Origin of the sequence: Niveispirillum sp., from assembly GCF_017996735.1 — a bacterium.
Lineage (GTDB): Bacteria > Pseudomonadota > Alphaproteobacteria > Azospirillales > Azospirillaceae > Niveispirillum.
In genome coordinates this window covers 1-25,282 of record NZ_JAGOGJ010000095.1, presented here as the reverse complement: position 1 = coordinate 25,282, position 25,282 = coordinate 1, and the positions used below count along the sequence as shown (strand labels likewise).

General features: G+C 63.8%; 24 protein-coding genes. 11 read left to right on the top strand and 13 right to left on the bottom strand.

Features of this window, described 5'->3' with window-relative positions:
- Positions 1-330 precede the first annotated feature (330 nt).
- A complete protein-coding gene (locus tag KBA48_RS23410; RefSeq protein WP_292910929.1) occupies positions 331-1,089 on the bottom strand; it encodes a GNAT family N-acetyltransferase in 759 nt (252 codons plus the stop codon).
- A 258-nt stretch (positions 1,090-1,347) separates the two neighbouring features.
- Between KBA48_RS23410 and sdhC the strand changes: the two genes are divergently transcribed.
- Genes sdhC through KBA48_RS23390 form a run of 4 tightly spaced genes read left to right on the top strand, consistent with a single transcriptional unit; the run spans position 1,348 to position 4,756 of the window.
- The gene (gene sdhC, locus KBA48_RS23405) at positions 1,348-1,746 is read left to right on the top strand and encodes a succinate dehydrogenase, cytochrome b556 subunit (protein ID WP_102111717.1); all 399 of its coding nucleotides are present in this window, start codon (positions 1,348-1,350) and stop codon (positions 1,744-1,746) included.
- A gap of 8 nt (positions 1,747-1,754) precedes the next feature.
- Entirely contained in the window at positions 1,755-2,153 is a 399-nt protein-coding gene (sdhD, locus tag KBA48_RS23400) for a succinate dehydrogenase, hydrophobic membrane anchor protein (protein ID WP_292910926.1), read from the top strand.
- A gap of 4 nt (positions 2,154-2,157) precedes the next feature.
- Positions 2,158-3,948 (top strand): succinate dehydrogenase flavoprotein subunit, encoded by a 1,791-nt coding sequence (sdhA, locus tag KBA48_RS23395; protein ID WP_292910924.1) that lies wholly within the window; start codon positions 2,158-2,160, stop codon positions 3,946-3,948.
- A 25-nt stretch (positions 3,949-3,973) separates the two neighbouring features.
- Positions 3,974-4,756: a succinate dehydrogenase iron-sulfur subunit gene (locus tag KBA48_RS23390; protein ID WP_292910922.1), complete on the top strand. Its 783-nt coding sequence runs from the start codon at positions 3,974-3,976 to the stop codon at positions 4,754-4,756.
- A gap of 242 nt (positions 4,757-4,998) precedes the next feature.
- On the opposite strand, the gene KBA48_RS23385 is transcribed toward KBA48_RS23390, so the two are convergent.
- Positions 4,999-5,343: a hypothetical protein gene (locus KBA48_RS23385; RefSeq protein ID WP_292910920.1), complete on the bottom strand. Its 345-nt coding sequence runs from the start codon at positions 5,341-5,343 to the stop codon at positions 4,999-5,001.
- Positions 5,344-5,561: 218 nt separating this feature from the next.
- Complete coding sequence (locus tag KBA48_RS23380) at positions 5,562-6,125, bottom strand: septation protein A (RefSeq protein ID WP_292910918.1); 564 nt, start codon at positions 6,123-6,125, stop codon at positions 5,562-5,564.
- Positions 6,126-6,266: 141 nt separating this feature from the next.
- Here KBA48_RS23380 and KBA48_RS23375 point away from each other — a divergent pair, with 141 nt between their 5' ends.
- Positions 6,267-7,241, top strand: coding sequence for a magnesium transporter CorA family protein (locus KBA48_RS23375; RefSeq protein WP_292910916.1), 975 nt, complete (start codon positions 6,267-6,269; stop codon positions 7,239-7,241).
- A 150-nt stretch (positions 7,242-7,391) separates the two neighbouring features.
- Here KBA48_RS23375 and KBA48_RS23370 read toward each other — a convergent pair whose 3' ends face one another.
- Complete coding sequence (locus KBA48_RS23370; protein ID WP_292910914.1) at positions 7,392-8,891, bottom strand: tryptophan halogenase family protein; 1,500 nt, start codon at positions 8,889-8,891, stop codon at positions 7,392-7,394.
- Between the two features lie 113 nt (positions 8,892-9,004).
- Entirely contained in the window at positions 9,005-11,980 is a 2,976-nt protein-coding gene (locus KBA48_RS23365) for a TonB-dependent receptor (RefSeq protein ID WP_292910912.1), read from the bottom strand.
- 661 nt (positions 11,981-12,641) lie between these two features.
- On the opposite strand from KBA48_RS23365, the gene KBA48_RS23360 reads away from it, so the two are divergent.
- Complete coding sequence (locus tag KBA48_RS23360; RefSeq protein WP_292910910.1) at positions 12,642-15,203, top strand: exo 1,3/1,4-beta-D-glucan glucohydrolase; 2,562 nt, start codon at positions 12,642-12,644, stop codon at positions 15,201-15,203.
- A 223-nt stretch (positions 15,204-15,426) separates the two neighbouring features.
- Here KBA48_RS23360 and KBA48_RS23355 read toward each other — a convergent pair whose 3' ends face one another.
- On the bottom strand, positions 15,427-16,695 hold the full coding sequence (locus KBA48_RS23355; protein ID WP_292910908.1) for a glycosyltransferase: 1,269 nt from the start codon (positions 16,693-16,695) through the stop codon (positions 15,427-15,429).
- 139 nt (positions 16,696-16,834) lie between these two features.
- Between KBA48_RS23355 and KBA48_RS23350 the strand changes: the two genes are divergently transcribed.
- Positions 16,835-17,041 (top strand): hypothetical protein, encoded by a 207-nt coding sequence (locus KBA48_RS23350; RefSeq protein WP_292910906.1) that lies wholly within the window; start codon positions 16,835-16,837, stop codon positions 17,039-17,041.
- Positions 17,042-17,044: 3 nt separating this feature from the next.
- Here KBA48_RS23350 and KBA48_RS23345 read toward each other — a convergent pair whose 3' ends face one another.
- Positions 17,045-17,593, bottom strand: coding sequence for a carboxymuconolactone decarboxylase family protein (locus KBA48_RS23345; RefSeq protein ID WP_292910904.1), 549 nt, complete (start codon positions 17,591-17,593; stop codon positions 17,045-17,047).
- An 89-nt stretch (positions 17,594-17,682) separates the two neighbouring features.
- Between KBA48_RS23345 and KBA48_RS23340 the strand changes: the two genes are divergently transcribed.
- From KBA48_RS23340 to KBA48_RS23325, 4 genes are all read left to right on the top strand, one after another.
- Positions 17,683-17,994: a helix-turn-helix domain-containing protein gene (locus tag KBA48_RS23340; protein ID WP_292910902.1), complete on the top strand. Its 312-nt coding sequence runs from the start codon at positions 17,683-17,685 to the stop codon at positions 17,992-17,994.
- A gap of 385 nt (positions 17,995-18,379) precedes the next feature.
- On the top strand, positions 18,380-20,257 hold the full coding sequence (locus tag KBA48_RS23335) for an ABC transporter ATP-binding protein (protein WP_292910900.1): 1,878 nt from the start codon (positions 18,380-18,382) through the stop codon (positions 20,255-20,257).
- A gap of 226 nt (positions 20,258-20,483) precedes the next feature.
- Positions 20,484-20,999 (top strand): MarR family transcriptional regulator, encoded by a 516-nt coding sequence (locus KBA48_RS23330; RefSeq protein WP_292910898.1) that lies wholly within the window; start codon positions 20,484-20,486, stop codon positions 20,997-20,999.
- Between the two features lie 12 nt (positions 21,000-21,011).
- On the top strand, positions 21,012-22,352 hold the full coding sequence (locus KBA48_RS23325) for a S41 family peptidase (protein WP_292910896.1): 1,341 nt from the start codon (positions 21,012-21,014) through the stop codon (positions 22,350-22,352).
- A 237-nt stretch (positions 22,353-22,589) separates the two neighbouring features.
- Here the strand turns inward: KBA48_RS23325 and KBA48_RS23320 are convergent, their stop codons facing one another.
- The 6 genes from KBA48_RS23320 to KBA48_RS23295 form a co-directional block, all read right to left on the bottom strand.
- Complete coding sequence (locus tag KBA48_RS23320) at positions 22,590-23,177, bottom strand: SOS response-associated peptidase family protein (protein WP_292910894.1); 588 nt, start codon at positions 23,175-23,177, stop codon at positions 22,590-22,592.
- Positions 23,155-23,496, bottom strand: coding sequence for a hypothetical protein (locus KBA48_RS23315; protein ID WP_292910892.1), 342 nt, complete (start codon positions 23,494-23,496; stop codon positions 23,155-23,157). Before KBA48_RS23315 ends, KBA48_RS23320 begins: the two co-directional genes overlap by 23 nt.
- 357 nt (positions 23,497-23,853) lie before the next feature.
- Positions 23,854-24,300 carry a hypothetical protein gene (locus KBA48_RS23310; protein ID WP_292910890.1) on the bottom strand — a complete coding sequence of 149 codons (447 nt, stop codon included), beginning with the start codon at positions 24,298-24,300 and terminating at the stop codon, positions 23,854-23,856.
- The gene (locus KBA48_RS23305; RefSeq protein ID WP_292910888.1) at positions 24,301-24,480 is read right to left on the bottom strand and encodes a hypothetical protein; all 180 of its coding nucleotides are present in this window, start codon (positions 24,478-24,480) and stop codon (positions 24,301-24,303) included. It abuts the gene before it with no gap.
- A gap of 184 nt (positions 24,481-24,664) precedes the next feature.
- Positions 24,665-25,102, bottom strand: coding sequence for a hypothetical protein (locus tag KBA48_RS23300; protein ID WP_292910887.1), 438 nt, complete (start codon positions 25,100-25,102; stop codon positions 24,665-24,667).
- On the bottom strand, positions 25,089-25,282 hold a 194-nt coding region (locus tag KBA48_RS23295), incomplete at its 5' end, for a hypothetical protein (RefSeq protein ID WP_292910885.1). The genes KBA48_RS23295 and KBA48_RS23300, both read right to left, overlap by 14 nt.

Genomic DNA, 25,282 nt, shown 5'->3' with positions numbered 1-25,282 from the left:
AGGGTCGGTGCGCTTGCCAAGGCAGTGCGGCTCTATCTTCGCCCATTGGGCGTCCGTCAGAAGATTCCTATCCATCCAGAGCTTGAATCACATAACGACCCTTTTGTGAATCCCCACAGACCCTAATACTAACGGTCAAAATTCTTGACCGTTAGTATCGGCGGCGGTCGCCGCCGCGCCGCACGTGCGGCGTTAGCCAAGGCTGCGGATGCAGCCGCCCGGCGCTTGAGGGGCAGGAAAGATTGACCGAAGGTCAAGATTTCATGCCGCTGATATTATCAGCCGAGGGGCGGATGCCGCCGCCCGGCGTTGAGGGCACACGAAATCTGCCTATCCCAGCTTGGCATAGGTGTAATCATACAGGTGCCGGAACCCCAACCGGTCATACAGCGCCAGGGCCGGCGCATTGACGGCACCGACCTGAAGATAGGCACCGACGGCCCCCTCTCCCACCGCCCGCGCCATCATGTCGGTCATCAGGCGGCGTGGCAGACCCTGCCCGCGCCGGTCCGGGCGACAGGCCACCTTATAGAAACCGGCCCAGCCCCGGTCCAGGACCGACAGGCAGGCGGCCACCGGCTGCCCGTCCTGCCACAGGGTCGCGAAACGCGGCCGGGCGGCGATGCCGTTCAGGATGGACAGCAGGGCCGGCATCTCCGGCTCCGGTACCGGCACCATGCGGCGATAGGCGTCCATCCAGGCATGATCCAGCCTGTCCTGCACCCGCACCGCCGCATCGGGCGCACCGGCCGGCACGCCGTCCAGCGACCGGAACAGCACCCTGCTTTTGCTGGCGATGTGATAACCCCGCCCGGCCAGCCGCGCGTCCAGATCGGGCGGCGACAGCGGCGACAGCCGGAATTGCGGCGGCAATCCCTGCCGGCGATACTCCGCCTCCACCATATCGATGGTGGCATCGTCGATGGTCGCCAGCGGAACGACGGCATTGGCCGAATTGGCCCGGCCCGTATGGCCGGCCGCGAAATACAGCGCCCAGCCCTTGTGGATGATGCGGCGCGGTGCCGGCCAGGCCGTCATCGACAGATCTTCCAACAGGGCAATATCGTCGATTTGATCGGGCGACAGCATAAAGTGGCGGTTCCTTGCGGCAAAACGAACGACGAACATGCTGCCATGCTGAAAAACAGGGGCGCCATGCCAAGGTCGGGGGTCGGACACCACCAATACCGCAGTGCCGAAGCGTTGACGAGACGGGGGGTTAGGCGTAAGTCACTTCGGCGATTTCTTTGTCTCATAAGCCGCCGGTGGTCCCTCCATCGGGTGTCGTCTCCCCTGGCGGGGGGAGGGCACGGGCCAACCCCGGCAAGCACCAAGGACGAAAGAGAGATGACCGACACGCCTGCGGCCAAGCGGCAACGGCCCTTGTCCCCCCATTTGCAGGTCTACCGGCTGCCCTTGCCGGCCCTGACCTCCATCGCCCACCGCATCACCGGCGTGGGGCTGACCGTTGGTACGCTGCTGCTGGTCTGGTGGCTGGTCGCCGCCGCCGCCGGGCCGGAGGCTTACGCGACGGCCAGCGGCTTCATCGCCTCGCCCATCGGCCTGTTGCTGATGTTCGGCTGGACGGCGGCCCTCTGGTACCACCTGCTGAACGGCCTGCGTCACCTGATCTGGGACGGGGCGAAGATGCTGACCCTGGAACAATCCTATTCCAGCGCCAAGCTGGTCATCGGCGGCGCCGTCGTGGCGACCGTGGTGACCTGGGTCGTGGCTTTCGCGGTCTGACGGGGGACATGATGGCCAACGATACCAACAGCTTCCGCACCCCCATCGGCCGCGCCCGCGGTCTGGGTTCCGCCAAGACGGGCGCACAGGCCTGGCTGGGCTTCCGCATCGCCGCCGCCGCACTGGCCGTGCTGACCATCCTGTTCATCATCCTGGTGATCAGCCTGGTCGGCGCGCCGTATGAGCAGGTGGTCGCCACCTTCAAGCAGCCCTGCCCGGTCATCCTGACCGTACTGTTCCTGGGCTTCCTGTTCCATCATGCCGCATACGGTATGCAGGAGGTCTACGAGGACTATATCCACGGTAAGCTGGCGAAACTGTTCGCCATCGGCGCCACCAAGCTGGTGGCCCTGGCCCTGTTCCTCGCCGGCGCTTTCGCCGTCCTGAAGATCGCTTTCGGAGCCTGACATCATGGCGACCGCTTACAAGATCATCGACCACGAATATGACGTGGTTGTCGTCGGCGCCGGCGGCGCCGGCCTGCGCGCCACCTTCGGCATGGCCGAAAAGGGGCTGAAAACCGCTTGCATCACCAAGGTGTTCCCCACCCGCAGCCACACCGTGGCGGCGCAGGGCGGCATCTCGGCGGCGCTCGGCAACATGGGCAATGACGACTGGCGCTTCCACATGTACGACACCGTCAAGGGGTCGGACTGGCTGGGCGACCAGGACGCCATCGAATATATGGTGCGCGAGGCCATCCCCGCCATCATCGAGCTGGAACACCAGGGCGTGCCCTTCTCGCGCACCGCTGAAGGCAAGATCTATCAGCGCGCGTTCGGCGGCATGACCACCGAATATGGCAAGGGCCAGGCCTACCGCACCTGTGCGGCGGCCGACCGTACCGGCCACGCCATGCTGCACACGCTGTATCAGCAGAGCCTGCGCCACCACGCCGAGTTCTTTATCGAGTATTTCGCCCTCGACCTGCTGATGGACGAGGAAGGCGTGTGCCGGGGCGTGCTGGCCTGGAACCTGGACGATGGCACCATCCATCGCTTCCGCGGTCACCAGACGGTGCTGGCCACCGGCGGTTACGGCCGCGCCTATTTCTCCGCCACCTCGGCCCATACCTGCACCGGCGACGGCGGCGGCATGGTGCTGCGTGCCGGCCTGCCCCTGCAGGACATGGAATTCGTGCAGTTCCACCCGACCGGCATCTACGGCTCCGGCTGTCTGATCACCGAGGGTGCGCGCGGTGAAGGCGGTTACCTGACCAACAGCGCCGGTGAGCGCTTCATGGAGCGTTACGCCCCGTCCGCCAAGGACCTGGCGTCGCGCGACGTGGTCAGCCGCTCGATGACCATCGAAATCCGCGAAGGGCGCGGTGTCGGTCCCAACAAGGACCATATCCACCTGCACCTGGAACATCTGGCGCCGGAAGTCATCCATGCCCGCCTGCCCGGCATCGCCGAGAGCGCGCGCGTGTTTGCCGGCGTGGACGTGACGAAGGAACCGATCCCGGTTCTGCCGACCGTTCACTACAACATGGGCGGCATCCCCACGAACTATCGTGGCGAGGTCATCCGTCCGACCGCCGACAACCCCGATCAGGTCGTGCCCGGCCTGATGGCCATCGGCGAGGCGGCCTGCGTGTCGGTCCATGGCGCCAACCGTCTCGGCTCCAACTCTCTGCTGGATCTGGTCGTGTTCGGCCGTTCCGCCGCCATCCGCGCGGCGGAGATCGTGCAGAAGGGTGCCCCGCACAAGACCATTTCCAACGACAGCACCGACAAGGCGCTGGCCCGTCTGGACAAGGCCCGCTTTGCCAAGGGCGGTACGCGCGTCGCCCATCTGCGCCTCGAAATGCAGAAGATCATGCAGAATAACTGCGCCGTGTTCCGCACCGGTGAGGTGCTGGACGAAGGCGTGGAGCTGATGAAGAACGTCTGGGCCAAGCGCCCGGATGTGCAGGTCAGCGACACCTCCATGATCTGGAACAGCGATCTGGTGGAAGCGCTGGAACTGGACAATCTGATGTACCAGGCCGTCGCCACCATCAATTCCGGTGCCAACCGCAAGGAATCCCGTGGCGCCCATGCGCGTGAGGATTACAGCGAGCGTGACGACGAGAACTGGATGAAGCACACCACCGTCTGGGTGGATGAGACGGGCAAGTCGACCATCGATTACCGCCCCGTCCATCTCTACACCCTGACGAACGAGGTGGAAGTGTTCCCGCCGAAGAAGCGCGTCTACTAAGTCACGATCTGAGAGGGCTTCATCCATGGCTGAATTCTCCCTGCCCGCCAACTCGAAGGTCGTGCCCGGCAAGACCGTCAAGTCGGCTACCGCGGATGCCAAGCGCACCCGCACCTTCCGCATCTATCGCTATGACCCTGACTCGGGCGAAAACCCGCGTGAGGACAAGTACGAGATCGACCTGGACAAGTGCGGCCCGATGGTTCTGGACGCGCTGATCCACATCAAAAACGATGTGGACAGCACGCTCACCTTCCGCCGTTCCTGCCGTGAGGGCATCTGCGGTTCCTGCGCGATGAATATCGACGGGCGCAACACGCTGGCCTGCCTGAAGCCGATCGACGAGGTGAAGGGCGACGTCAAGATCTACCCGCTGCCGCATCAGCCGGTGGTGAAGGACCTTGTCCCCGACCTGAACCAGAACTACGCGCAGTTGGCTTCCATCAAGCCCTGGCTGCAGACGCAGAGCACCGCCCCCTCGCGCGAACGGCTGCAAAGCCCGGAAGAGCGTGAGAAGCTGGATGGTCTGTACGAATGCATCCTGTGCTTCTGCTGCACCACCTCCTGCCCCAGCTACTGGTGGAATGGTGACCGGTACCTGGGTCCGGCAGTGCTGCTGCAGGCCTATCGCTTCATCGCCGACAGCCGCGATGAAATGACGGGTGAGCGTCTGGACGCGCTGGAGGATCCGTTCCGCCTCTATCGTTGCCACACCATCATGAACTGCACCCAGACCTGCCCCAAGGGTCTGAACCCCGCCAAGGCCATCGCCGAAATCAAGAAGCTGATGGCCGCCCGCGCCGCGTAAGGCAAGCGGATGGTTGGAAAGAATTAAGGCCGCCAGGATCGCTCCCGGCGGCCTTTTTCTTTGTCCTATCGTGGCTCCCTCACCCTCCCAAGCCTTTCGGCTTGGGCCCCTCCCTCTCCCGCAAGCGGGCGAGGGGCGAAAATACACCCGACGCCAAGTTCCGCCCCTCGCCCACGAACGTGGGAGAGGGAGGGGCCCATTGGCGCCAGCCAATGGGAGGGTGAGGGCAACCCCACCACTGATCAATTCGGCACGGCCTGCGTCAGCACCCCGTCCACGATGGTACAGCGCAGGGTCCGGCGCTGCGGCGTCTCGAACGCGTCCTTGCGGCTGGCCATGGTGAAGGGCTGCTGCACCGTCTGCACATTGCCATTGGTGGACAGTTCCGGCAGGTCGAAGGCGATGCGGTAACGGTCACCAAAGGACCGGTCCACTTCCCGCCGGCAGATATCGGTGGCGGTGCGGGGCGAACGGTAATTGCCGTGTTCATACTCCCCGTCATTCACATTGATGGAACAGGCCCCCAGCAGCCCGCCGGCCGACAAGCCCAGAAAGGTGAACGCGCAAACACGGACCAGACGCGACATGATGAAATCCCCCCGTTAGATCGAAACCCGGGAGATCATGAAAGCGCCGTCGGCGCCGCCGCAAGCCACGTTACTCCGGCGTTACCAACTGAATTCATTGCGAAATGGAAAGGGTCGGGTGTCGCGGAATGGTTACGGGGCGGTTGCTGCCACCGGCGCCGCAATATGCCTCGCATGGCGATGGGCGACACCGCCCCACCGTCCGGATGGCGCCACCGTCACGGTGCCGCCGTATCGCTGCCGGCCTCCGGCTTCTGGTGCTTCATGATCACGGGGATCTGCGCGAAGGAAAAGACCAGCGACAGCGGCATGATGCCGAACACCTTGAAGTTTACCCACATCTCCGTGCCGAAATTGCGCCAGACAATCTCGTTCAGCACGGCCAGCAGCAGGAAGAACCAGGCCCAGCGCACGGTGAGGATACGCCACCCCTCCTCCGTCAGGTCCAGGGCCGCGCCCAGCACCACCTTCAGCAGGTTGCGCTTGCATGCCATGCCGATGAACAGGCTGGCCGACAGCAGCAGGTTGACCACGGTGGGCTTGAGCTTGATGAACAGCTCATCATTCAGCCAGAGCGTCAGCCCGCCAAAGACCAGCACGAAGAAGCACCCGACCAGCGGCATCACCGGCAGGCGGCGTTCCAGCAGCCAGTTGACGGTCAGCGCCACCACCGTGGCGACCATGAACACGCCCGTGCCGGCCATCAGGCCGTAACGGGAATTGATGACGAAGAACAGGGCGAGCGGCCCCGCTTCGAGGGCGAGTTTCAGCAACGGATTCATGGGGCACAGCATGTACCGCGAAGTGCGTCCCCACGCCAGTACGTGTTGCAATTGCCCTGCGGCGAAACTTCGCTTCCCCACGGCCGCCGGACGCGGTAAAGCCCTGATGGTCAGCAGCACATGACGCGGGGGAGAAGGCCGATGATACGCGCCTACCGCATGATCGAAGGTCGCAACGAACCGCTGGACGGGGTGCCGTCGGTGGAGGCCTTGCGACAGGCCTGCTGGGTCGATCTGAACGCTCCCAGCACGGCCGACCGGCAATTGGTGGAACAGACTTTCGGCATTGAATTGCCGACTCGCGAAGAAATGCGGGAGATCGAGCTGTCGTCGCGCGTCTATCGCGAGGCGGGGGGCGCCTTCATGACGGCCACCGTTCTGTGCCGCGCCGACGCGCCCGTGCCGGAGACGATGGATATCACCTTCGTGCTGACCGGAGAGACGCTGATCACCCTGCGCTTCGACGATCCCAAGCCCTTCTACGGCTTCCATAATCAGGTGACCAAGCAGAGCGTGAAGCTGGATAACGGTATCTCCGCCTTCATCTCCCTGCTGGATGCCATCCTGGACCGTATCGCCGACGTTCTGGAAGGGGCGGGCCGCGATGTCACGGCGGTGGCCCGCGAACTGCTGATCGAGGGGCATCAGGGCCATCTGAATTCCGACCAGCAGCATCTGCTGCTGAAACGTATCGCGCGCGCCCATGACCTGACGGCCAAGGCGCGGGAAAGCCTGGTGACCCTGACCCGCATCATCGCCTTTACCGGCACGGTGCGCGAACTGGCGGGTGACAAGGGGCTGCGCGCCCGGTTGAAGACGCTCAGCCAGGACGCCCAATCGCTGGCCGACTATACGGCCTTCCTGTCCTCCAACATCGCCTTCCAACTGGATGCGCTGTTGGGCGTGGTGGGGATCGAGCAGAACAATATCGTGAAGATTTTCTCCGTCGCGGCGGTCGTGTTCCTGCCGCCGACGCTGGTGGCCAGCATCTATGGCATGAATTTCCATTTCATGCCGGAACTGGACTGGCAATTCGGATACCCGCTGGCCATCGGTCTGATGATCGTGTCGGTGATCGTGCCGTTTCTGTATTTCAAGCGGCGTGGGTGGCTGTAAACCCTATACCTGAGGTCAAAAACCACACCTCTGGTGTCCGCGAGGACCGACGCGGCGGCCCATGCCGCCGAAGCCAAGCGGCCGGATGGCGGCGCCCGGCGCCTGAGGGAGCAGCTAAATGCCAAGAGCCATGCTCCAGGGCTCTTGGCATTACGCCGCCGCCTGCTTGGCCAGGAACGCCTCATGCGTCGGCATGCTTTCGGCGGCCTGGCGGATGCGGGCCCGCATGGTGGCCATGCGGTCGCGGACTGCGGGCAGCGGATGAAGGTCGACCAGCGGGTCGTACCCTTCCGGCATGATCCCCTGGCCCAGCATCACGGCGATCCAGCTTGTATCGGTGAACAGAGCGCGCGCGCGCGTCGATACCCGACCCCGGCGACGGAACAGGTCGATCCGGCTTTGCAGACTGTCGGGAAGGTCCATGGTCCGGCAATGGTTCCAGAAGTCGCTGTCCGACCGTTCCGTCACGTGATAGTGCAGGATCAGGAAGTCGCGCACCGCCTCGAACTCGGCCTGCGCCAGGGCATTGTATTCCCGCACCTCGGCCGGATCGATCTGCCTTCCGGGGAAAAAGTCCAGCAGCTTGGTGATGCCCGTCTGGATCAGGTGGATCGATGTGCTTTCCAGCGGCTCCAGGAACCCCGACGCCAGGCCCAGCGACAGGCAGTTCTTCACCCAGGCCTGTTTGCGCCGCCCCGTGACGAAGCGCAGCAGCTTCGGTTCGGCCAGCGCCTGTCCGTCCAGATTGGCCAGAAGCACCTCGCGGGCCGTTTCCTCGCTGGTATGGGCGCTGCTGAACACGTGGCCGTTGCCCACCCGATGGCGCAGGGGAATGCGCCATTGCCAGCCGGCCTGACGCGCCGTGGACCGTGTATAGGGCGTGATACGCCCGTCACCCGATGACGGCACGGCCCAGGCCCGGTCACAGGGCAGCCACTGCGTCCAGTCCTCATACCCGGTCTTCAGCGCCTTTTCGATCAGCAGACCCGTGAAACCGGTGCAATCGATGAAAAAATCCGCCGACAGCCGATCCCCGCCTTCACAGATCACGGATTCGATGAACCCGTCCTCGCCGCGCAGCCGGACATCCACGACCTTGCGGTCCAGCCGGACAACGCCCAGCCGTTCCGCGTAGCGGCGCAGATAGTCGGCATAGAGGCTGGCATCGAAATGATAGGCGGAACCGACTACGGACAGGATATTGCGGGGGTCCGTGACCGGCGCCATATAGCGGCCCAGCTTCGCCATGACGCTGCACAGCGAATATTCCTCCAGACTGCCCCCCTCCCCCATGGAATTCAGGCGCAGCCAGTATTGATGGGTATAGTTGGCGTCCAGGCTGGCCCCATGCACCCCGAACGGGTGGAAATAGGAATGGTCCAGCCTGGTCCAGTCGCGGAATTCGATGCCCAGCTTGTAGGTGCCCTGGGTGAAGCGCAGGAAATCCGCCTCGTCCAGGCCCAGCATATGATTGAAGCCACGAATGGCCGGGATTGTCGCCTCTCCCACCCCCACGGTTCCGATGGCACTGCTTTCCACCAGTTGGATACGCGTCTGCCGTCCTACGGCCCGGGCCAGGGCGGCGGCGGCCATCCAACCGGCCGTCCCGCCCCCGACGATCAGGATGCTGCCCGGAAGACTGCCCGCCATGACCGGTTTCCTTCCCCATTTGGCGCCCGTTATCGGGGCCTTGTTCTTGGATAAATTTCCAAACGCCCCTCCCCCTTTTGCGGGAGGAGGGGCAATAGTCACGCTACCCTGGCTTATTCCCCACCGCCCAGCTTGAACCGGACGCCCGCCATGATGCGCTGCGAACCGGAGCTGTAGGTGAAGGGCAGGTTACCGAACTGCAAATACTGGCTCTGGTCTTCCTTGGTCAGGTTGACTGCTTCCAGGGTCAGGCCGATCTGCTCGGTGACCTGATAGCCGAGTTGTGCATCCAACTGGCCGTAAGACCGGTTCCAGATACCCAGCGTGCGGGTGGCGGTGCCATCGGAGAAGCCGAAATTGCCCGCGAAGGACTTGTTGCGCCACGTGTACGACACGCGGGCCTCCAGCCCTTCATACTCGTAATAGACCTGACCATTGAAAGCGTGCTTGGCCACGCCGGGGATGGGCAGACCCTTGTCGAAATCGTTGAAGATGGGCGACTTGCTGTCGGAGAACGTATAGTTGACGTTGAAGCCGGCCCCGAAATCGAAGGCGTACTGGGCGCTGAGTTCGACACCCTTGATCCGTCCACCCTCGCCATTGATCGGGCGGGTGATGGGCGTGTTGCGCCCACCGGCCTGATCCAGCACGAATTCAGGCTTGGTTTCGCTGCCGATGAAGCTGTCCACTTCCTTCCAGAAGCCAACAGCCGACACCAGACCCTGGCTGCCGAAATAATATTCGTAACCCAGGTCGAACTGCGAGGCGCGGAACGGGTCCAGCTCGGGATTGCCAGACGACCCGTTGGTGGCTTCGAACAGGTTGGTGGTGGGATTGCGGGTGAAGTCGACGCGGAAACCACGGCCCAGATCGAACAGGTTCTGGCGGGCCACAACGCGCGAGGCGGCGAAGCGCACCTTCTGGCCTTCATCCAGGTCGAAGACCATGTTCAGGCTGGGCAGGACGTCGGTATAGGACCGCTCGTTGGCGATGGTTTCGCTGTCGCGCAGAACGCCGTTCCAGCTATCGGTGCCCAGATAGACCGGGTCCGGATCCGTGGCGCGGTTCTGATAGACGGTCAGGTTGGTGTGGATCAGGCGGGCGCCGACATTGATGTGATAGCCCTCGCCCGGATCGCCGATATCGGCCATCAGATAGCCGGAATGCGTGCTTTCCTTGACCCGGAAGCTTTCCAGCGGCTCTTCATAGAAGGCGAACGGGGTGGAGGGATAGAGCGACTGGATCCAGGCGGCCCCATCCTTCATCTGGCCGCGATCCTGCACCAGGATCTTGCCGCCGACCATGTTGCCGGACGAGAAGAAGTTGTTGATCGTCTCCACACGGCCCGACGAACCCGTGAAGCTCTGGAACGGGGTCACGACGGGAGCGGAATTGCCGAAACGGTTGTTACAGCCGTTGGGAATGCCCGGCGTGCCGGCGGGCAGTTCGCACGACTTGAAACCGACGGCGCCATCCATGAAGTAACCATAGGGCGTCCATTTCTGGCCGAACTTGGTGCCGTCCAGTTCACCCTTGCTGGTCAGGTTGGCCAGGTAACGGCCGCGGGTGTAATCGACATCGCGCGAGGCATAGCGGTAGCCCGTGGACAGGGTTACATTGCCGGCCGGGATGAATTCCGGATCATATTCGCCGTCGGCACGGACCGAATAATTCTCCAGATCGGCGCGGTCACCGAACACCCAGTGCGACTTGAAATAGCCGTAAGCCGGGTTGGTATAGAGGTCCGGCGTGGTGGCCAGCGTCATCGACGGCAGCGTGCCGTTGCCATTGCTGTAGTTGAAGCGGTAATTGGCCGGGGCTGCCGGGTTTGCCGGCTTGTGGCTGTAACCGGTCGGGCTGGTCGGGTCGGCCGTCGGCACGCTGTACTGCGTGTAACGGACGTCGTTGTTAGCGCTGTCAGAGAACAGATCGGCCTTGGCATAGGCACCGCGCAGCGACCCCCGCACATTGCCGCCATTGTCATATTTCAGCTTCAGGCCGAAATTGTCGCTGTCGATCTGGGAATTCTGGACATAGGAGATGGCCTCGGCCGAATTGGCGATCAGGGTGCCGTTGATCAGCACACCATTCTCGTCAATCGTGTAGGGCTTGGTCGTATCCAGGCCGGGGCTTTCGATGGCGAACGGGAACTTCACCGACGCTTCCGACGTCAGGATGTCCAGTTCGGAATGGAACCACTCACCCGACACTTCCACGGCATCGGACAGTTGCACCGCGCCGGCCAGCGATCCGCCGATGCGCTTGCGGCTCTGCTCGCGGTCGGTGGCATAGCGATATTCGGGCGCGTAGTAGTTCTTGGTGACCGTGGCCTTGTCGCCGCGTTCGGCAAAGCGCCAGTTGCCGCGATTCTGACCGCCCAGAACGTCCGTCTGGCTGTTCTGCTTGTCATAGGAAAGCGTGGCGATGAAGGCCGCCTTGTCGTCCCAGTTATAGCCGAGCGCCAGGGCACCCAACGGCTTCCAGCTGCCATCCGCACCCGAGGACTTGGCTCCGCGCACGTTGCCGGCGATGGTGTAGCCGGGGTCCAGCACCAGGGGATTGCGGGTCTTCAGGTTGACGGTACCGCCCAGGCCGCCTTCCAGCAGCTTGGCGTTCGGCGACTTGTAGACATCCACGCCGCCCAGCAGTTCCGACGGAACACCTTCCAGGCTGTCATTGTTGCGGTTCTGGCCTTCACCCAGGGTGAAAATCTCCAAACCGGTCAGGAAAATCTCGTCGTTCAGCAGCGTGACATTCTGGTCCAGACCGCGGATGCGGACCTTCGTTCCCTGGCCGTTGTCACGGTCGATCTGCACGCCCGACAGGCGCTGCAGGCTTTCCGCGATATTCTGGTCGGGGAACTTGCCCATGTCCTCGGCGGTGATGGACTCCAGGATTTCGTTGGAATTGCGCTTGGTCTGCAGCGCATTGGCCAGCGAGGCGCGGAAACCGGTGACGATGATCTCGTCCAGGACGCCGCCTTCGGCGGGTTGGGCCGGGGCCTGCTGCGCCATGACGGGCATGGCCGTGGCCAGCGCGATGGCGGCGACGCCGCCCAGATAGAAACTGGACTTCAACTTGACTGACATCTCTTACCTCCCATAAGGACTTAAGGCCATTAAGGCATTTTGCTTTATTAAATGCCCCACTGTGGGCGCATCTGTGGCGGGTCCATGCCCTCCTCCTCCCTCAAGGCATCGAGCGAATTCGCCTTTTTGGTTTGATTGATCGCCCGCTGCACACCTTGGACAATATTGACAGCGCAGTCAACAGGATTTGATAACGCTGTCATGATTCACCGATCCAAACACCCGTTCCAAAAATTCGGCTGTTTTCCGCCATTTTATTCGCAGGTGCAGCGAAAGTGGTGGTGCCATAAAAGGCTTCCGCCGCGATTGACATCGCTGCCAATTGACCCTACAAAATCCGACGGCCCGCAACACCATTTGCCGCCTAATGCTTTGCATCGGATAGCAGATTGATGATAGCGGTAACTCTGAAAACCTGCCGGACGCCCCGCCGGATGACCGCAGGACATGACACCTGACAGCGTTGACATACGAGGCGACGGCGGCACGCACGCATCGGATCGGCCAATCCCGGCGCGACCCGAAAATTTCTCGGATTTGGGCGTTGACAGCCCGACATGTTGATGTCATTTCATCTGACAACGATGTCAGATACATAAAATGCCGAAGGCCGATATTCCGGCCCGGCGCGACAATGAACGCAGAGTGGGAGGATGCTGAAGTGACGTCGAAGCGAACCGCGCGGCTGGTCCGCGCCATTGGCCTTGTCAGTGCCCTTGCCCTTGCGGGCGGTCTGCCGGCCACCATGGCCTTCTCCGCCGACGGCACGCCAACGGCGGCACAGACCCTGCATCCTGAAAAATGGCCGGCCGCCACGGCGTCGCGCCTGATCGACCCCGCCATCGAGAAAAAGATCGACGCCCTGCTGGCGCAGATGAGTGTCGAGGAAAAAGTCGGCCAGACGATTCAGGGCGATATTTCCACGATCACGCCCGCCGATCTGCGCAAATACCCGCTGGGATCGATCCTGGCGGGCGGCAATTCGGGTCCCGGCGGCGATGATCGCGCGCCCGCACAGGCCTGGCTGGACCTGGCGGACGAATTCTACCGGGTTTCCGTGGAAAAGCGCGCCGGGCACACCCAAATTCCCGTGATTTTCGGCGTCGACGCCGTTCACGGCCATGGCAATATCGGTGCCGCCACTATCTTCCCGCACAATATCGCGTTGGGCGCCACCCGCGACCGCGACCTGCTGCGCCGCACGGGTGAAGTGACGGCACGGGAGATGGCGGCCACCGGCATCGACTGGACCTTCGCCCCGGCCCTGTCGGTCGTCCGCGACGACCGCTGGGGCCGCTCTTATGAGGGCTACTCCGAAGATCCGGAGATCGTGGCGTCCTACGCCGGTGCGGTGGTGGAGGGTGTCCAGGGCGTCTATGGCTCCAAGGATTTCATGAAGCCGGGCCGGACGGTCGCCACCGCCAAGCATTTCCTGGCCGATGGCGGCACCGATGGCGGCCGCGACCAGGGTGATGCCAAGATCACCGAGGAAGAACTGATCCGCCTGCACAATGCCGGCTATCCGCCCGCCATCGAAGCGGGCGTGCTGACCATCATGACCTCGTTCAGCTCCTGGCAGGGCGTCAAGCATCACGGCAACAAGCAGTTGATGACGGATGTGCTGAAGGGCCGGATGGGCTTCAACGGCTTCATCGTGGGCGACTGGAACGCCCATGATCAGGTGCCCGGTTGCACCAAGTATAATTGCCCGACCTCGCTGATCGCCGGTCTGGACATGTACATGGCGTCGGACAGTTGGGAGCAGCTTTTCAAGAACACGCTGGCCCAGGTGAAGGACGGGACCATTCCGATGGCCCGCCTGGACGATGCCGTGCGCCGCATCCTGCGCGTGAAGTTCCATGCCGGCCTGTTCGACAAGCCCGCGCCCAAGGATCGCAAGGACGTGCCCGCCATCGCGACGCTGGGCAGCCCGGAAAACCGCGCCGTGGGGCGCGAAGCGGTCGCCAAGTCACTGGTACTGCTGAAGAATCAGGGTGGCGTCCTGCCGCTGTCACCCAAGGCCAAGGTGCTGGTCGCCGGCGACGGGGCCGACAATATCGGCAAGCAGGCGGGCGGCTGGACCATCTCCTGGCAGGGGACCGGCAACCGCAATGATGAATTCCCCGGCGCCACCAGCATCCTGGACGGCGTGAAGGCGGCGGTGGCGGCCGGTGGTGGTTCCGTCACCTATGACAAGGACGGCAAGTTCACCAGCAAGCCCGACGTCGCCATCGTCGTCTTTGGCGAGGAACCCTATGCCGAATTCCAGGGCGACGTGGAAACCCTGGAATATCAGCCGGGCGACAAATCCGATCTGGCCCTGCTGAAGAAGCTGAAGGCCCAGGGTATCCCCACCGTCGCCGTGTTCCTGTCGGGCCGCCCCATGTGGGTGAACCCGGAGATCAACGCGTCCGACGCCTTCGTGGCCGCCTGGCTGCCGGGGTCGGAGGGCAATGGCGTGGCCGATGTGCTGTTCCGGGACAAGGATGGCAAGATCAACCGCGACTTCGTAGGCAAACTGTCCTTCTCCTGGCCCCGGAATGCCGTGCAGACCCCGCTGAACCGGGGCGACGCCAATTACAATCCGCAATTCGCCTATGGTTACGGCCTGACCTACAAGGATAAGGGCGACCTGGCCGCCCTGGCAGAGGATAGCGGCGTGCCGGCGGGATCGGGGTCCAGCACGGGCGTGTTCTTCCGCCGTGGCGGGCCGCCGGCCCCCTGGTCGCTGGCCATCGCCGACAAGGTGGGCGATCTGCGCGTTTCCACCACCACAGGCACCAGCCCGGCCAAGGTCGTGGACCTGAAGTCGGTGGACGTGGCCGCGCAGGAAGACGCCAAGCAACTGACCTGGAACGGCACGGGCCTGGGCTCGATGATCATTTCCGGCCGGCCCGTTGACCTGTCGCGGCAATCGAACGGCGATGTCACCTTGTCGCTGCGCTATCGTGTGGATCAGGCGCCGACGGGCAAGGCCCATCTTTCCATGCTGTGCGGCCCCGATTGCCGTGGCAGCCTGGACGTCACCAAGCTTCTGGCCGATGCCAAGCCCGGCACGTTCCAGACCACCAAGATTTCCCTGAAATGTTTCGCCGCCGCCGGGGCGCGAATGGCGACCATCGAAGCACCCGTGGTGATCAGCACCGAGGGTCGGCTGGGCCTGACGGTCACCGACGTGAAGCTGGACGCCGATCCGGGCAACGCCGTCTGCCCGGCCAAGTAATATCACCGGTCCTGTTTTTTGACCGGTGATATCCGCGCCGACTGGCGCGGCGGCGGCCCATGCCGCCGATGCTTGAAATGCCGACCTGTCGGTATTTCAAGCCGCTGGTGTAACAGCCGGCGGACCCGTTTCGTCCCCGCCGGCACGGGTGGGGACGGCGACGGTTCTCTCTCTCTCTTCTTGTCACCCCACTTCGGGCCGCCCCTCACCGGGCGGCCTTTTTTTACGGGCGCGGTCTCACCGATTCGATCACCCGCACGGCCTCGGCAATCCCGTCCTCCTCCCGGATGCGCCGGCCGATGAAAGCGGCGCGCTGGCGGATATTGGCGTCCTCCAGGCACAGGCGGATGGATGCCGCCAGCTTTTCAGCGTCCAGTTCACGGTGCCGGATGGTTCCGCCGCTGACGCCCAGCCGTTCCAACCGCCAGGCCCAGAAGAACTGGTCCGCCAGGAACGGCACGATGATGGCGGGCACCCCGGCACGCAAACCGGCGGCGGTGGTGCCCGCGCCACCATGATGGATGACGGCCGCCATATGCGGGAACAGCCGGTCATGCGGGGCCGCGTCCAGGGTGAAAATATCGGGTGCGGGCCGTTCCGGCCGCAACCCGCCCCATCCACCGGCCAGCACGGCACGGCATCCGGCGCGTCTCACGGCTTCGACCAGCTTGGCCGTACTCGCCGCCGCATCGCCGGGCATCATGCTGCCAAACCCGATATAGACCGGCGGCGGCCCGGCGGCCAGGAAGTCGGCCAGATCGGCCGGCATCTGCCAGTCTGGGTGGTCCAGCCACCAGTACCCCGTGACATGCACCGACGCGGGCCAGTCCGACGGCCGGGGCAACACGGCGGGGCTGTGGGCCAGCAGGACGGACCCGCCATCCCGGCGCAACCGCCAATAGGGCCCCGCGAACGGATAGGGCGGCAGGCCCAGCAATTCCCGCCGCACATTGTTCACGCTGGTCCGCAGGATCTGCCAGTAGAACAGGGCCACCGCCCATCCGCCCAGCCAGTTGGACAGGCCGGACGGTTGGCCACGCGGCGGCGGGGCCAGGGGGCTTGGAAAGGCCCGCGTCGGCACGGATGGCTGCGGATAGGCCTGGACATAGGGGATGCCCAGCTTCTCCGCCACGGTGGCACCCATAAAAACACTGGCGCCCGTCGGGATGATCAGGTCGGCGTCGCGCGCCTCTTCCAGCAGAGCCTGTGTCCAGACGCGGCCATACCGGTTCGCGAAGCTGCGCATGGCCCCGGCCACGGCCAGCGGGCTTGCCCCCTCGTCGAACATGGTGCGGGCGGCGTCGCTGTGCAGATCCTCCCGAATATCGCCCGCGACCGGGACCAGCGTCACGCCCCGGCCCTCGACCAGATCGGTAAATGCGGCATAGGTCAGTAGCCGCACCGCGTGCCCGCGCGCCGCCAGACCCGCCGCCAGCGCCGCGAAGGGCTGGACATCCCCGCGAGAGCCCAGCGCCATCATCACGATCCGCATCTCGAACCGCTCCTATCCCTTTGCCCCCACAATGTCACAACCTTGCCGCCGCATGGGCACGGGTCCGTTAAGAACCCGGCAAAGATTGGCTGGTATGGTTGATGCATACCCTGGAACACAGGGTTTGATGGAGGCAAAAATGTTCCGCCTGCTGGCCAAGGTCCAATCGATGAAGGAACGTCTGGTGGTGGCGGCCCTGTGGACGGGCCTGCTGGCGGCCGCATGGTCGCTGCCCGTGCTGGACCGTATCGCCGCCCAGGCGGAACGGGAAAAGATGGAATCGGGCTATTACTACACGCCCCAGCGCCCCGCCGCCGCCTATGCCGATGTCGCCGTCGAACAGTGACCGTTACGCCGCCGCCAGCCCAAGGGTGAACGGCTCCGGTGACAGCCGCAGCGTGCGGCAGAACAGGGCGATGGCGCGGTAATACCCGGCCAGGGCCAGCAGTTCCACCACCTGCTCCGGCCCGAATCGTTCCGACAGCGCCGCCCATTGTCCATCTGACAGATCGCCGTGCGCATACAGGGCGTCGGCCGTGTCCAGAATCAGCAGGTCATCCTCCGACCAGTCCGGTCCCAGCGGATTGTCCGCCCTCGTCGCCGCCAGTTGCCCGCCATCCAGGCCCGCCGCCCCGGCGAACAGCGACGCATGCACCCCCCATTCATAATCGGCGCCCGCCTGGGCACAGGTGCGCAGGATCATCAGTTCCCGCTGCCGCACCGTAACGCTGCCGGGGTCCAGCAGCCCGCCCGCGAACAGTCGCGACAGGACACGCGGATTATGGGCCAGCGTAGTGAACAGCGCCAAGGGCGCCGCACCCGGCGGCCGCAGACGGTCGATCTGAGCGGCCACGGCCGGGTCATGGGGTGCGGGAACAGGTTCAAGGCGCGCGGACATGGGCATTCCTCCCCTTGCCATGGATGTGCTACAGAATTCGTAGCGCAATCGATGAAGAGGCGCTACGAAAATCGTAGCGACAGTGACCCATGGCGACCAAGGCAACCAGATCGGCCCGCCCCATCATGGTACTGATGGACCTGCTGGGCCGCCGCTGGACCCTTCGCATCCTGTGGGAACTGCACCAGCATCCGGGCCTCACCTTCCGCGCCCTGCGCGAACGCTGTGCCGACGTCTCCCCATCGGTCCTCAACACCAGGCTGGCGGAATTGCGCGACGCTCGCCTGATCATGCTGGAGGATGGATACACCCTGACACCCGAGGGGCGCGAACTGGGCTGCCTTATCCTGCCGCTCTATAATTGGGCGGAGGGGCATTTCGGGGACGCCGGCGGTGGCTGACTTTTTGGGTGGTTTCTGCTAGTCTCTCATCATCAAAGCCATATCTCTGCCCGCTTGCCGTGACGGGCATGACGACCATTCAGGGCGGCTGAAACGCCACCTCTGAAACATCCCGTGTTTTCTTCTGCACACCGTCGCTTGGGCTCTGGCATTCGGAGTAGCCACCCCCGGACTCCGGAACATCACCGGTTTTCCGTTGCATGATGTTTCACATGAACCGGAGCCGCCCCCTCTCCCACTCCGAATTGCACCGCACCCCCAAGCCTAATTGATGCATCGCCCAAGTTTTTTCCCCGTTGACAGAATCCTAACCATACCGCATCACTTCCGACATCGGATGTATTGTGCGGTGCGGGAACGGCCCGTGCCGGAGACGGGGTGAAAAATGTTCGCCGCCATGTTGCGCGCCGGGATGCGCGCGGTGCGTATCGACAGTTTGGAGCGTCAGGACCAGGATTTCGCCTGGGAGGATCGGGAGGCGTCGAAGCCCCTGTCACCCAAGCCCTTCACCTTCATGTGGGGGCTGGTGCGGGAAAAGTTCGCGGGTCGCCTGACGCTGATGATGCTGACCGTTGTCATCGGCCAGGGGATCGAGGCGTTCGAGCCCTACGCGTTGAAGGCCGTGGTCGATGCCCTGACGCAGGCGACCGGGGGCACCCCGGCCGAGGGTGTGCATGGGTTGGGTGTGACGGGCTGGTTTGTGCTGCTGCTGGGCATCTGGCTGGGCAGCATGGGCATGTACCGCGTCTATCAGATCCTGGACATCTACACCTCGCCCTCCATCCGGGCGCTGGCGCAGAAGCGCATGTTCTCCTGGCTGCTGGGGCACAGCCCCCGCTATTTCCAGGATAATTTTGCCGGCAAGCTGGGCCAGAAGATCAAGCAGGGGGCCAATGCCGTCCTGGGCGTGATCGAAATCCTGATGTGGGATGTGATCCGCGTCCTTGTGCTGCTGGTGGTCGCGCTGGGTCTGCTCTGGACGGCCTCGCCCGTCTTCTCCGCCGTGCTGGCGGGGTGGATGCTGGTCTATGTCGCCGTTTCCGGCTGGCTGGCCCGGCATTGCTTCCACCTGTCGGAGAAGATGAGCGCGGCGGTATCCAGCTCCTCGGGCCGGATCATCGACGCCATCACCAATGCCGACCTGATCCGTGGTTTCGCCCGCACCCTGTTCGAACGCTCCTTCCTGGGTCACTACATCAATGAGGAGCGGTTCCGGTCGCGCCGGCTGCGCTGGTTCCTGGTGGTCATGCGTCTGTTCCAGATGCTGTCCATCGTGGTGCTGCTGGGCGCGCTGGTCTGGGTGGCCATCGGCCGTACCCTGTCCGGCGGGATGAGCGTGGGTGAATTCACTCTGGTCTTCACCCTGGCCTTTCAGATCTCCAACACGGTCTGGCACCTGTCCGACCGCATGCTGACCTTTTTCGAGGAACTGGGCACCCTGTCGGAGGCGCTGGACCTTGTGTCGGCCCCGCATGAGATCACGGACACGGTGGGCGCCCCGCCGCTGCGGGTGCGGGCCGGCGGGATCGAGCTGCGGGAGGTGCATTTCAGCTTCGGTGACGGGACCAAGGTCTTCAATGGCCTGAACCTGAACGTCAAGCCGGGGGAGAAGGTGGGTCTGGTGGGCCGGTCGGGGGCGGGCAAAAGCACCCTGGTCAAGCTGATCCGGCGTCAGTACGACCCGCAATATGGACGTGTGCTGATCGACGGGCAGGACATCGCCCATGTCACGCTGCAAAGCCTGAACGAGGCGGTGGCGGAGGTGCCGCAGCAGCCCGGCGTGTTCCACCGGACGGTGGGGGAGAATATCGCCTATGGCAAGCCGGGCGCCACGCTGGACGAAATCCGCGCCGCCGCCGTGAAGGCCCATGCGGACGAGTTCATCATGAAGCGTCCGACCGGGTACGACACGATCGTGGGCGAACAGGGCGTAAAGCTGTCGGGTGGGGAACGTCAGCGTGTGGCCATCGCCCGCGCCCTGCTGAAGGACAGCCCCATCCTGATCCTGGATGAGGCGACCAGTGCGCTGGACAGCGAGTCGGAGCATCTGATCCAGGAAGCGCTCTGGACCCTGATGGAAGGCCGCACGGTGATCGCCATTGCCCACCGCCTGTCCACCATCACCGAAATGGACCGCATCCTCTATCTGGAGGGCGGTCAGGTGGTGGAGGAAGGCAGCCATCACGAATTGCTGGCCCTGGGCGGGCGCTATGCCCAGCTCTGGCACCGGCAGTCGGGCGGCTTTCTGGCGGCGGCGGAGTAAAGACAGCGACGCCGGACCGGCAGAGCTGGCTACGGCGGCGACCGCCGCCGCGCGGCACGTGCCGCGTAAGCCCAAGCCGCGAATGCGGCGCCGGCGATTTAGGCGCTCTAAAACATACCCCGAAGCTGAGGCGGGGTCACTCGGGCGGGGGCGGATCGACAGGGTCCGCCCCCGTTTTTTATGCAGCTTGACATTCCGCAATATTTTGCGTAAATATTTGCGCATCGTGAGACCAACTGCCGATCCCCCCGCTTTCACACTCTCCTTTCTGGACCCGGAAACCCGCCCGGCCTTCCTGGCGCTGCTGGCCGACCGGCTGGCTCAGCAGATCACGGATGACAGCGCCCGGCACTTGACCCGGCTGGGCTTCCGCACGCCCGCCATCTGCGTCTCGGCGTTGATGTACCTATATCGCCACGGCCCCTCTTCTCTGACTGACCTGGCGCAGGCCTATGGGCAGCAGCACCAATTGGTCACCCTGCGCATCGCGACTCTGGAGGAACAGGGGCTGGCCATCCGCCAGCCCGACCCGAAGGACAGCCGCCGCCGCCTGATCCTGCTGACCTCCGATGGTCAGGACGAGGCGGAGCGACTGTCCATCCATCTGGCCCGCATGACCCGTGCCCTGGACGGGTTGTCGGCCCAATTGGGGGCGGACCTGCCCGCCCTGCTGCAATCCGCCATCGACCATCTGCACCGCGACCCGCTATCCCGCCGCATCGACGCGATGGCCACCAAATAAGGAAACCAACCAATGCGACGCGCAGCGCTTGCCTTGCTGGCCGGTGCCACCCTTTGGGCTGCCTCGGCCCTGGCCTCGACCGCTGACCCGTTGATCAGCGCCGACGCCGTGCGCGCCGATCTGAAGCGCGTGCTGGAATCAATCGCGGAACTGCATCCCGATCCCGGCTTCACCATGAACCCCCAGGCCGTTACCGCCATGGCCGCCCGGATCTCCGCCGACCTGTCCGGCCCCATGACCCGGCGCGAGGCTTGGCGCGCACTGTCCCGGCTGAACCCGCTGCTGGGCGATGGTCATACGCTGGTCGCCTTTCCCGATCGCATGGAAAGGCTGCGCGAGCATATCCAGGCCGGGGGCCGCCTGCTGCCCATCGATGTCCGCATCGATGATGCCGGTCGCCTGCTGCTGGCCAAACCCGCTGCGGGCCGCCCGGCGGGCACCATCGTGAGTGCCATTGATGGCCGCCCCGCCAGCGCCCTGGTTGGGGCCATCCTGGCCCGTACCCATGGCGACGGCCCCGCCCATGCCCGTGTGCTGGCCGGTGACCGCTTTGTCCTGTTCTACTGGCTGATCTTTGATGGCGGCCCGGAATACCGCGTCACCTTCACTCCAGGCGACAGCACCACCCTACCCGGGCGTGACAGTATCCCGACCATCATCGACCCGGCGCCCGCCTTCGCCGACACCGTCTCCAATGCCATCCTGCCCGATGGTATCGGCTATCTGCGGGTAGACAGCTTTGACGGGGCCGGGCTGGGTGCCTTCCTCACCTATACGGCCGATCTTTTCGCCCGGTTCCACACCGCAGGCGTCCGCGACCTGATCATCGACCTGCGTTTTAATCCGGGGGGCGACGACAAGCTGTGGATCGAGGGGCTGGCCCCCTATTTCGCCACCAAACCCTACCGCCTCTACTCCCGGGCCGCCGTGAAACTGCACCAAGGCGTCGCCAGTCCCGGCGAGGTGGTCGGGTCGGTGAAGATAATCGAGGGCAAACGCTATTACCAACCCTCACCCGACAATCCGTCCCGCATCCCCGGTCGCACCTGGATCCTGGCCGGCCCGCGAAGCTACTCCTCATCCATCCTGATGCTGACCGCCATGCAGGACCAGGGCCTCGCCACCGTCGCTGGACAGCCCACGGGCGGCCGCTCATGCAGTACCGGCCGTGTCAGGCGCGTGGCGCTGGACGGCACGGGCCTGGCCGCCTTCGTCCCCGATGTGCTGTTCACCCGGCCTGGCGGCCATAATTGTGCCCAGCCGGTCATGCCCAATCTGGATGTGGCGGAGACTGAGGCAGACCCGATGGCCGCCGTCACGGCGTTAGCAGCGGCGATCCGGCAGAGTCGTTGATCGGGAGAAGCCCAGAAATGACAAAAGCGCCTCGACCAGGTCGGGCGCTTTTGAAAGGGTGGCTGGGGGACTAGGATTCGAACCTAGACTGGCGGAGTCAGAGTCCGCAACCCGCCACCCAATTACATGAATAGTATCAAACAACCAATTGATATATATTAATCTTTAGTCTGCGCAACTCGCTCCCGTTGCGAGCCGCAGCGGATACAGACGGCACAAAAGGCGGCACAGAGCCGTCTATGCCGCTGTTTCAAAAACCTCCATCTCATCATTCGGCAAAGGCTTGGCAAAGTCAGGAACGGCGGTCATGGGCGCGGTCAGCCATGCGCGCATGGCCTGCTGTCCGATCAGGATCACCGGCATCGCCTTTGGATGGACCCCACCGACCAGATCATTGGGTTCGGTGGTGAGGAACCCGAACAGATCGTGGTGGCCCGTGACGGGGGCCGACTTCGGTCCGCGCGTCCCGTCCCATCCAGTCCAGATCCCAGCAAAGGCTGCCGGGCGATCATCTGTCACTCGGAACCAAACAGCCTTCTTAGGGCCTGGGTCGGATGTATATTCCGCGAATCGCTCGAATGGCACCAGACAGCGGTTGGCTGGGGACAGCCAGCGCTGCCACCAGGGGCTGGTCAGATTGCGAATATTGGTGATGGGGTGGGCCGTATCCTTAAAGGGCGGCATTCCCCAACGCATCGCCCGCCAAGTCGGGATACCATCCTCCAGCCGGACCACCGGTGCCATCCGGTCCGGAAAGATATCCAGCTTGGTTTGGCTGAAAGGGTCGAAGCCAAAGACTTCGTCATTCAGGCCCAGCTTGGCCACCGCTGCCTTGTAGTGGTTGCACATCCCTGTCTACCCTTGGCTTGTCGGTGCCTTTCGGCATCACCCGGAACGCTTCGACCGCCGCATCCGCATCACTGCTGCGCATGATACGCGCACGCTGCATGACGCGGTAGAGGCTGCCTGGGTCATGTGACGCACAAGCCAGATACGCACCGAAAATCGGCGTGAAGGTATCGTGCTGCACAATCACCTCAACGCCGCCCGGATACTCACGTTCCAGGCGGAAAGCGTGCGGAAAAATGGATGACATGATCGCCACTCGGGATGAGAACGGAATAAGAACATGTTCCGCCCGCATCCCATTGTCCAGCCCCGAACTGCCGAACGACAAAAGGCCCGCCGGCGTGAACCGGCGGGCCTACTTCATGAAGTCGCGGAAGCGACGTATATACGCGCCCTTGGAACGTGCGTTCGGGTCCGGGGGCACGGCCCTATGGTGAACGGTCGGTATTTGCCCGATGCTCCCCAGCCAGCAGGGCAGCTCGCAGATCGACCGGCAGGCGGGGCCAAAGATAAACAAGCATCTCCAGGCCGCGCGGCGGGGTTTTTGTACGCCCAGCAAGCGCGTCATAAAGACGTGGCGGCGACAGGCCAAGGATGTCAGCCGCCTGGACACCGGACAAACCATCAGGGAGTTGACGGGTAGCTTTTTCCGTCATGCGATATCACCAAAGGACTTGATGAGATTTTTCCGATACCGGGAATGATTTTTCTGAAACGAATACAAGTGATAAAAATAATGATGATCGTCGGCGAGCCACAGGCCGACCACAAGCACGGCGGGATTTTTATCACCAGTCATTGCGGTCGTCACAACGCGACAAGGCGCCCCGAATTTCACAATCATGGGAGCCTTTTTTAGCAGCTCCGCTGCCCAGGAACTCACATCTTCGGACCTCACCACCGCCGGAGGCACCCGAAAGTAAGCACGCCGCCGCTCGTCATAATATCGGGTAGCCAAAAACTGCCTAGCGGATTCCTTTGCCACGGCCATCCTGTCCCGGGGCGCGGCGGCCATCACCGCGCAAGCAGACCGGTAAGTCCAGTGCGCCGCCTCGACACCGCTGCGTCGAAGTCCATTAGTGTTTTCTATCCAGGACATTTATACCTCCCGCGCCGGATACATACGGGACAGTTCCGTTTTGCTGTACGTGGTCGGGCGGATACCGCAGCCCAGATAGCCGCCATCGGCACCGGTCAGAACCCACACCTTGTTTGCGCGCTCATATTTGGCGGTGACGCCAGCAGCAGCAAGGATGCGCTTGAAAGTCTGGCTGGTCATTGATCGGCTCCATCACGAATCTGTTTCGGATAGACAGATCATGCCGAAACGGCATGATCGCGTCAATGAAAATATGCCAATACGGCATGTTTTTTATGGTGACAACTCCCGCACCCTGGACAGCCGGTCGCGGCAATCGTCGCCGGCGTCGGACAGGGCCAGGATATAGCGGGCCAGATCGCGATCATCCGCCATCGCCGGCGGCACCGGGGCGGGCTGGCAGGACAGCAGCGCCGCCGGCACCGTCATCCGCACCACCTCCACCCGGGGAGCCGCCGGCGGCCCGCCGGCGCAGCCCGTCAAGCACAATAGTGACAGCAGGGCTGCCGGCACAGCCATGGGTCGCTGGTGCATCGCTGATCCTCCTTTCAATGGTCAGGCGCGCCAAAAGCCGCGCACGCTCTGCGGCGGCGGCATCGGTGACGGTCTGGACATTGCGCCGGCCCGCCTCGGTTACCGCATTCACGGCCCTGGCATTGGCCCGCGCCGTTTCTGATGCCAGCGCGGCCGACAGGCGGGCCGCATCCAGATCAGCCCCCCGCTGGTGCCAGGACCAGATCAGCCAGGTCAGGGCAACCGCCGCCGCGCCGCCCAGCAACAGGCGCGGGTCAGACATCACCATCGCCCCCCTCCACCCGCGCACCCAGGGGCAGTGTGGTCACGGCCCGCAGATAGGCCATGACACCTGCCGTCACGATGGTCACGGCGCCCGATTGCCACGGCTCCAGATAGACGTTGAGCATGGGCAGCACCATTTCCAGCGCCCCGAAAACGGCGATCAGCACCGCGACCAGGATGGTGC

Bases quoted from the DNA above. Each gene is read 5' to 3' on its own strand.
- KBA48_RS23300 (WP_292910887.1), bottom strand. From the start codon at position 25,102: ATGGTGATGTCTGACCCGCGCCTGTTGCTGGGCGGCGCGGCGGCGGTT.
- KBA48_RS23345 (WP_292910904.1), bottom strand. From the start codon at position 17,593: ATGTCCGCGCGCCTTGAACCTGTTCCCGCACCCCATGACCCGGCCGTG.
- KBA48_RS23340 (WP_292910902.1), top strand. From the start codon at position 17,683: ATGGCGACCAAGGCAACCAGATCGGCCCGCCCCATCATGGTACTGATG.
- KBA48_RS23385 (WP_292910920.1), bottom strand. From the start codon at position 5,343: ATGTCGCGTCTGGTCCGTGTTTGCGCGTTCACCTTTCTGGGCTTGTCG.
- sdhA (WP_292910924.1), top strand. From the start codon at position 2,158: ATGGCGACCGCTTACAAGATCATCGACCACGAATATGACGTGGTTGTC.
- sdhC (WP_102111717.1), top strand. From the start codon at position 1,348: ATGACCGACACGCCTGCGGCCAAGCGGCAACGGCCCTTGTCCCCCCAT.
- KBA48_RS23325 (WP_292910896.1), top strand. From the start codon at position 21,012: ATGCGACGCGCAGCGCTTGCCTTGCTGGCCGGTGCCACCCTTTGGGCT.
- sdhD (WP_292910926.1), top strand. From the start codon at position 1,755: ATGATGGCCAACGATACCAACAGCTTCCGCACCCCCATCGGCCGCGCC.
- KBA48_RS23310 (WP_292910890.1), bottom strand. From the start codon at position 24,300: ATGTCCTGGATAGAAAACACTAATGGACTTCGACGCAGCGGTGTCGAG.
- KBA48_RS23410 (WP_292910929.1), bottom strand. From the start codon at position 1,089: ATGCTGTCGCCCGATCAAATCGACGATATTGCCCTGTTGGAAGATCTG.
- KBA48_RS23355 (WP_292910908.1), bottom strand. From the start codon at position 16,695: ATGCGGATCGTGATGATGGCGCTGGGCTCTCGCGGGGATGTCCAGCCC.
- KBA48_RS23380 (WP_292910918.1), bottom strand. From the start codon at position 6,125: ATGAATCCGTTGCTGAAACTCGCCCTCGAAGCGGGGCCGCTCGCCCTG.
- KBA48_RS23315 (WP_292910892.1), bottom strand. From the start codon at position 23,496: ATGCGGGCGGAACATGTTCTTATTCCGTTCTCATCCCGAGTGGCGATC.
- KBA48_RS23375 (WP_292910916.1), top strand. From the start codon at position 6,267: ATGATACGCGCCTACCGCATGATCGAAGGTCGCAACGAACCGCTGGAC.
- KBA48_RS23335 (WP_292910900.1), top strand. From the start codon at position 18,380: ATGTTCGCCGCCATGTTGCGCGCCGGGATGCGCGCGGTGCGTATCGAC.
- KBA48_RS23365 (WP_292910912.1), bottom strand. From the start codon at position 11,980: ATGTCAGTCAAGTTGAAGTCCAGTTTCTATCTGGGCGGCGTCGCCGCC.
- KBA48_RS23350 (WP_292910906.1), top strand. From the start codon at position 16,835: ATGTTCCGCCTGCTGGCCAAGGTCCAATCGATGAAGGAACGTCTGGTG.
- KBA48_RS23370 (WP_292910914.1), bottom strand. From the start codon at position 8,891: ATGGCGGGCAGTCTTCCGGGCAGCATCCTGATCGTCGGGGGCGGGACG.
- KBA48_RS23390 (WP_292910922.1), top strand. From the start codon at position 3,974: ATGGCTGAATTCTCCCTGCCCGCCAACTCGAAGGTCGTGCCCGGCAAG.
- KBA48_RS23305 (WP_292910888.1), bottom strand. From the start codon at position 24,480: ATGACCAGCCAGACTTTCAAGCGCATCCTTGCTGCTGCTGGCGTCACC.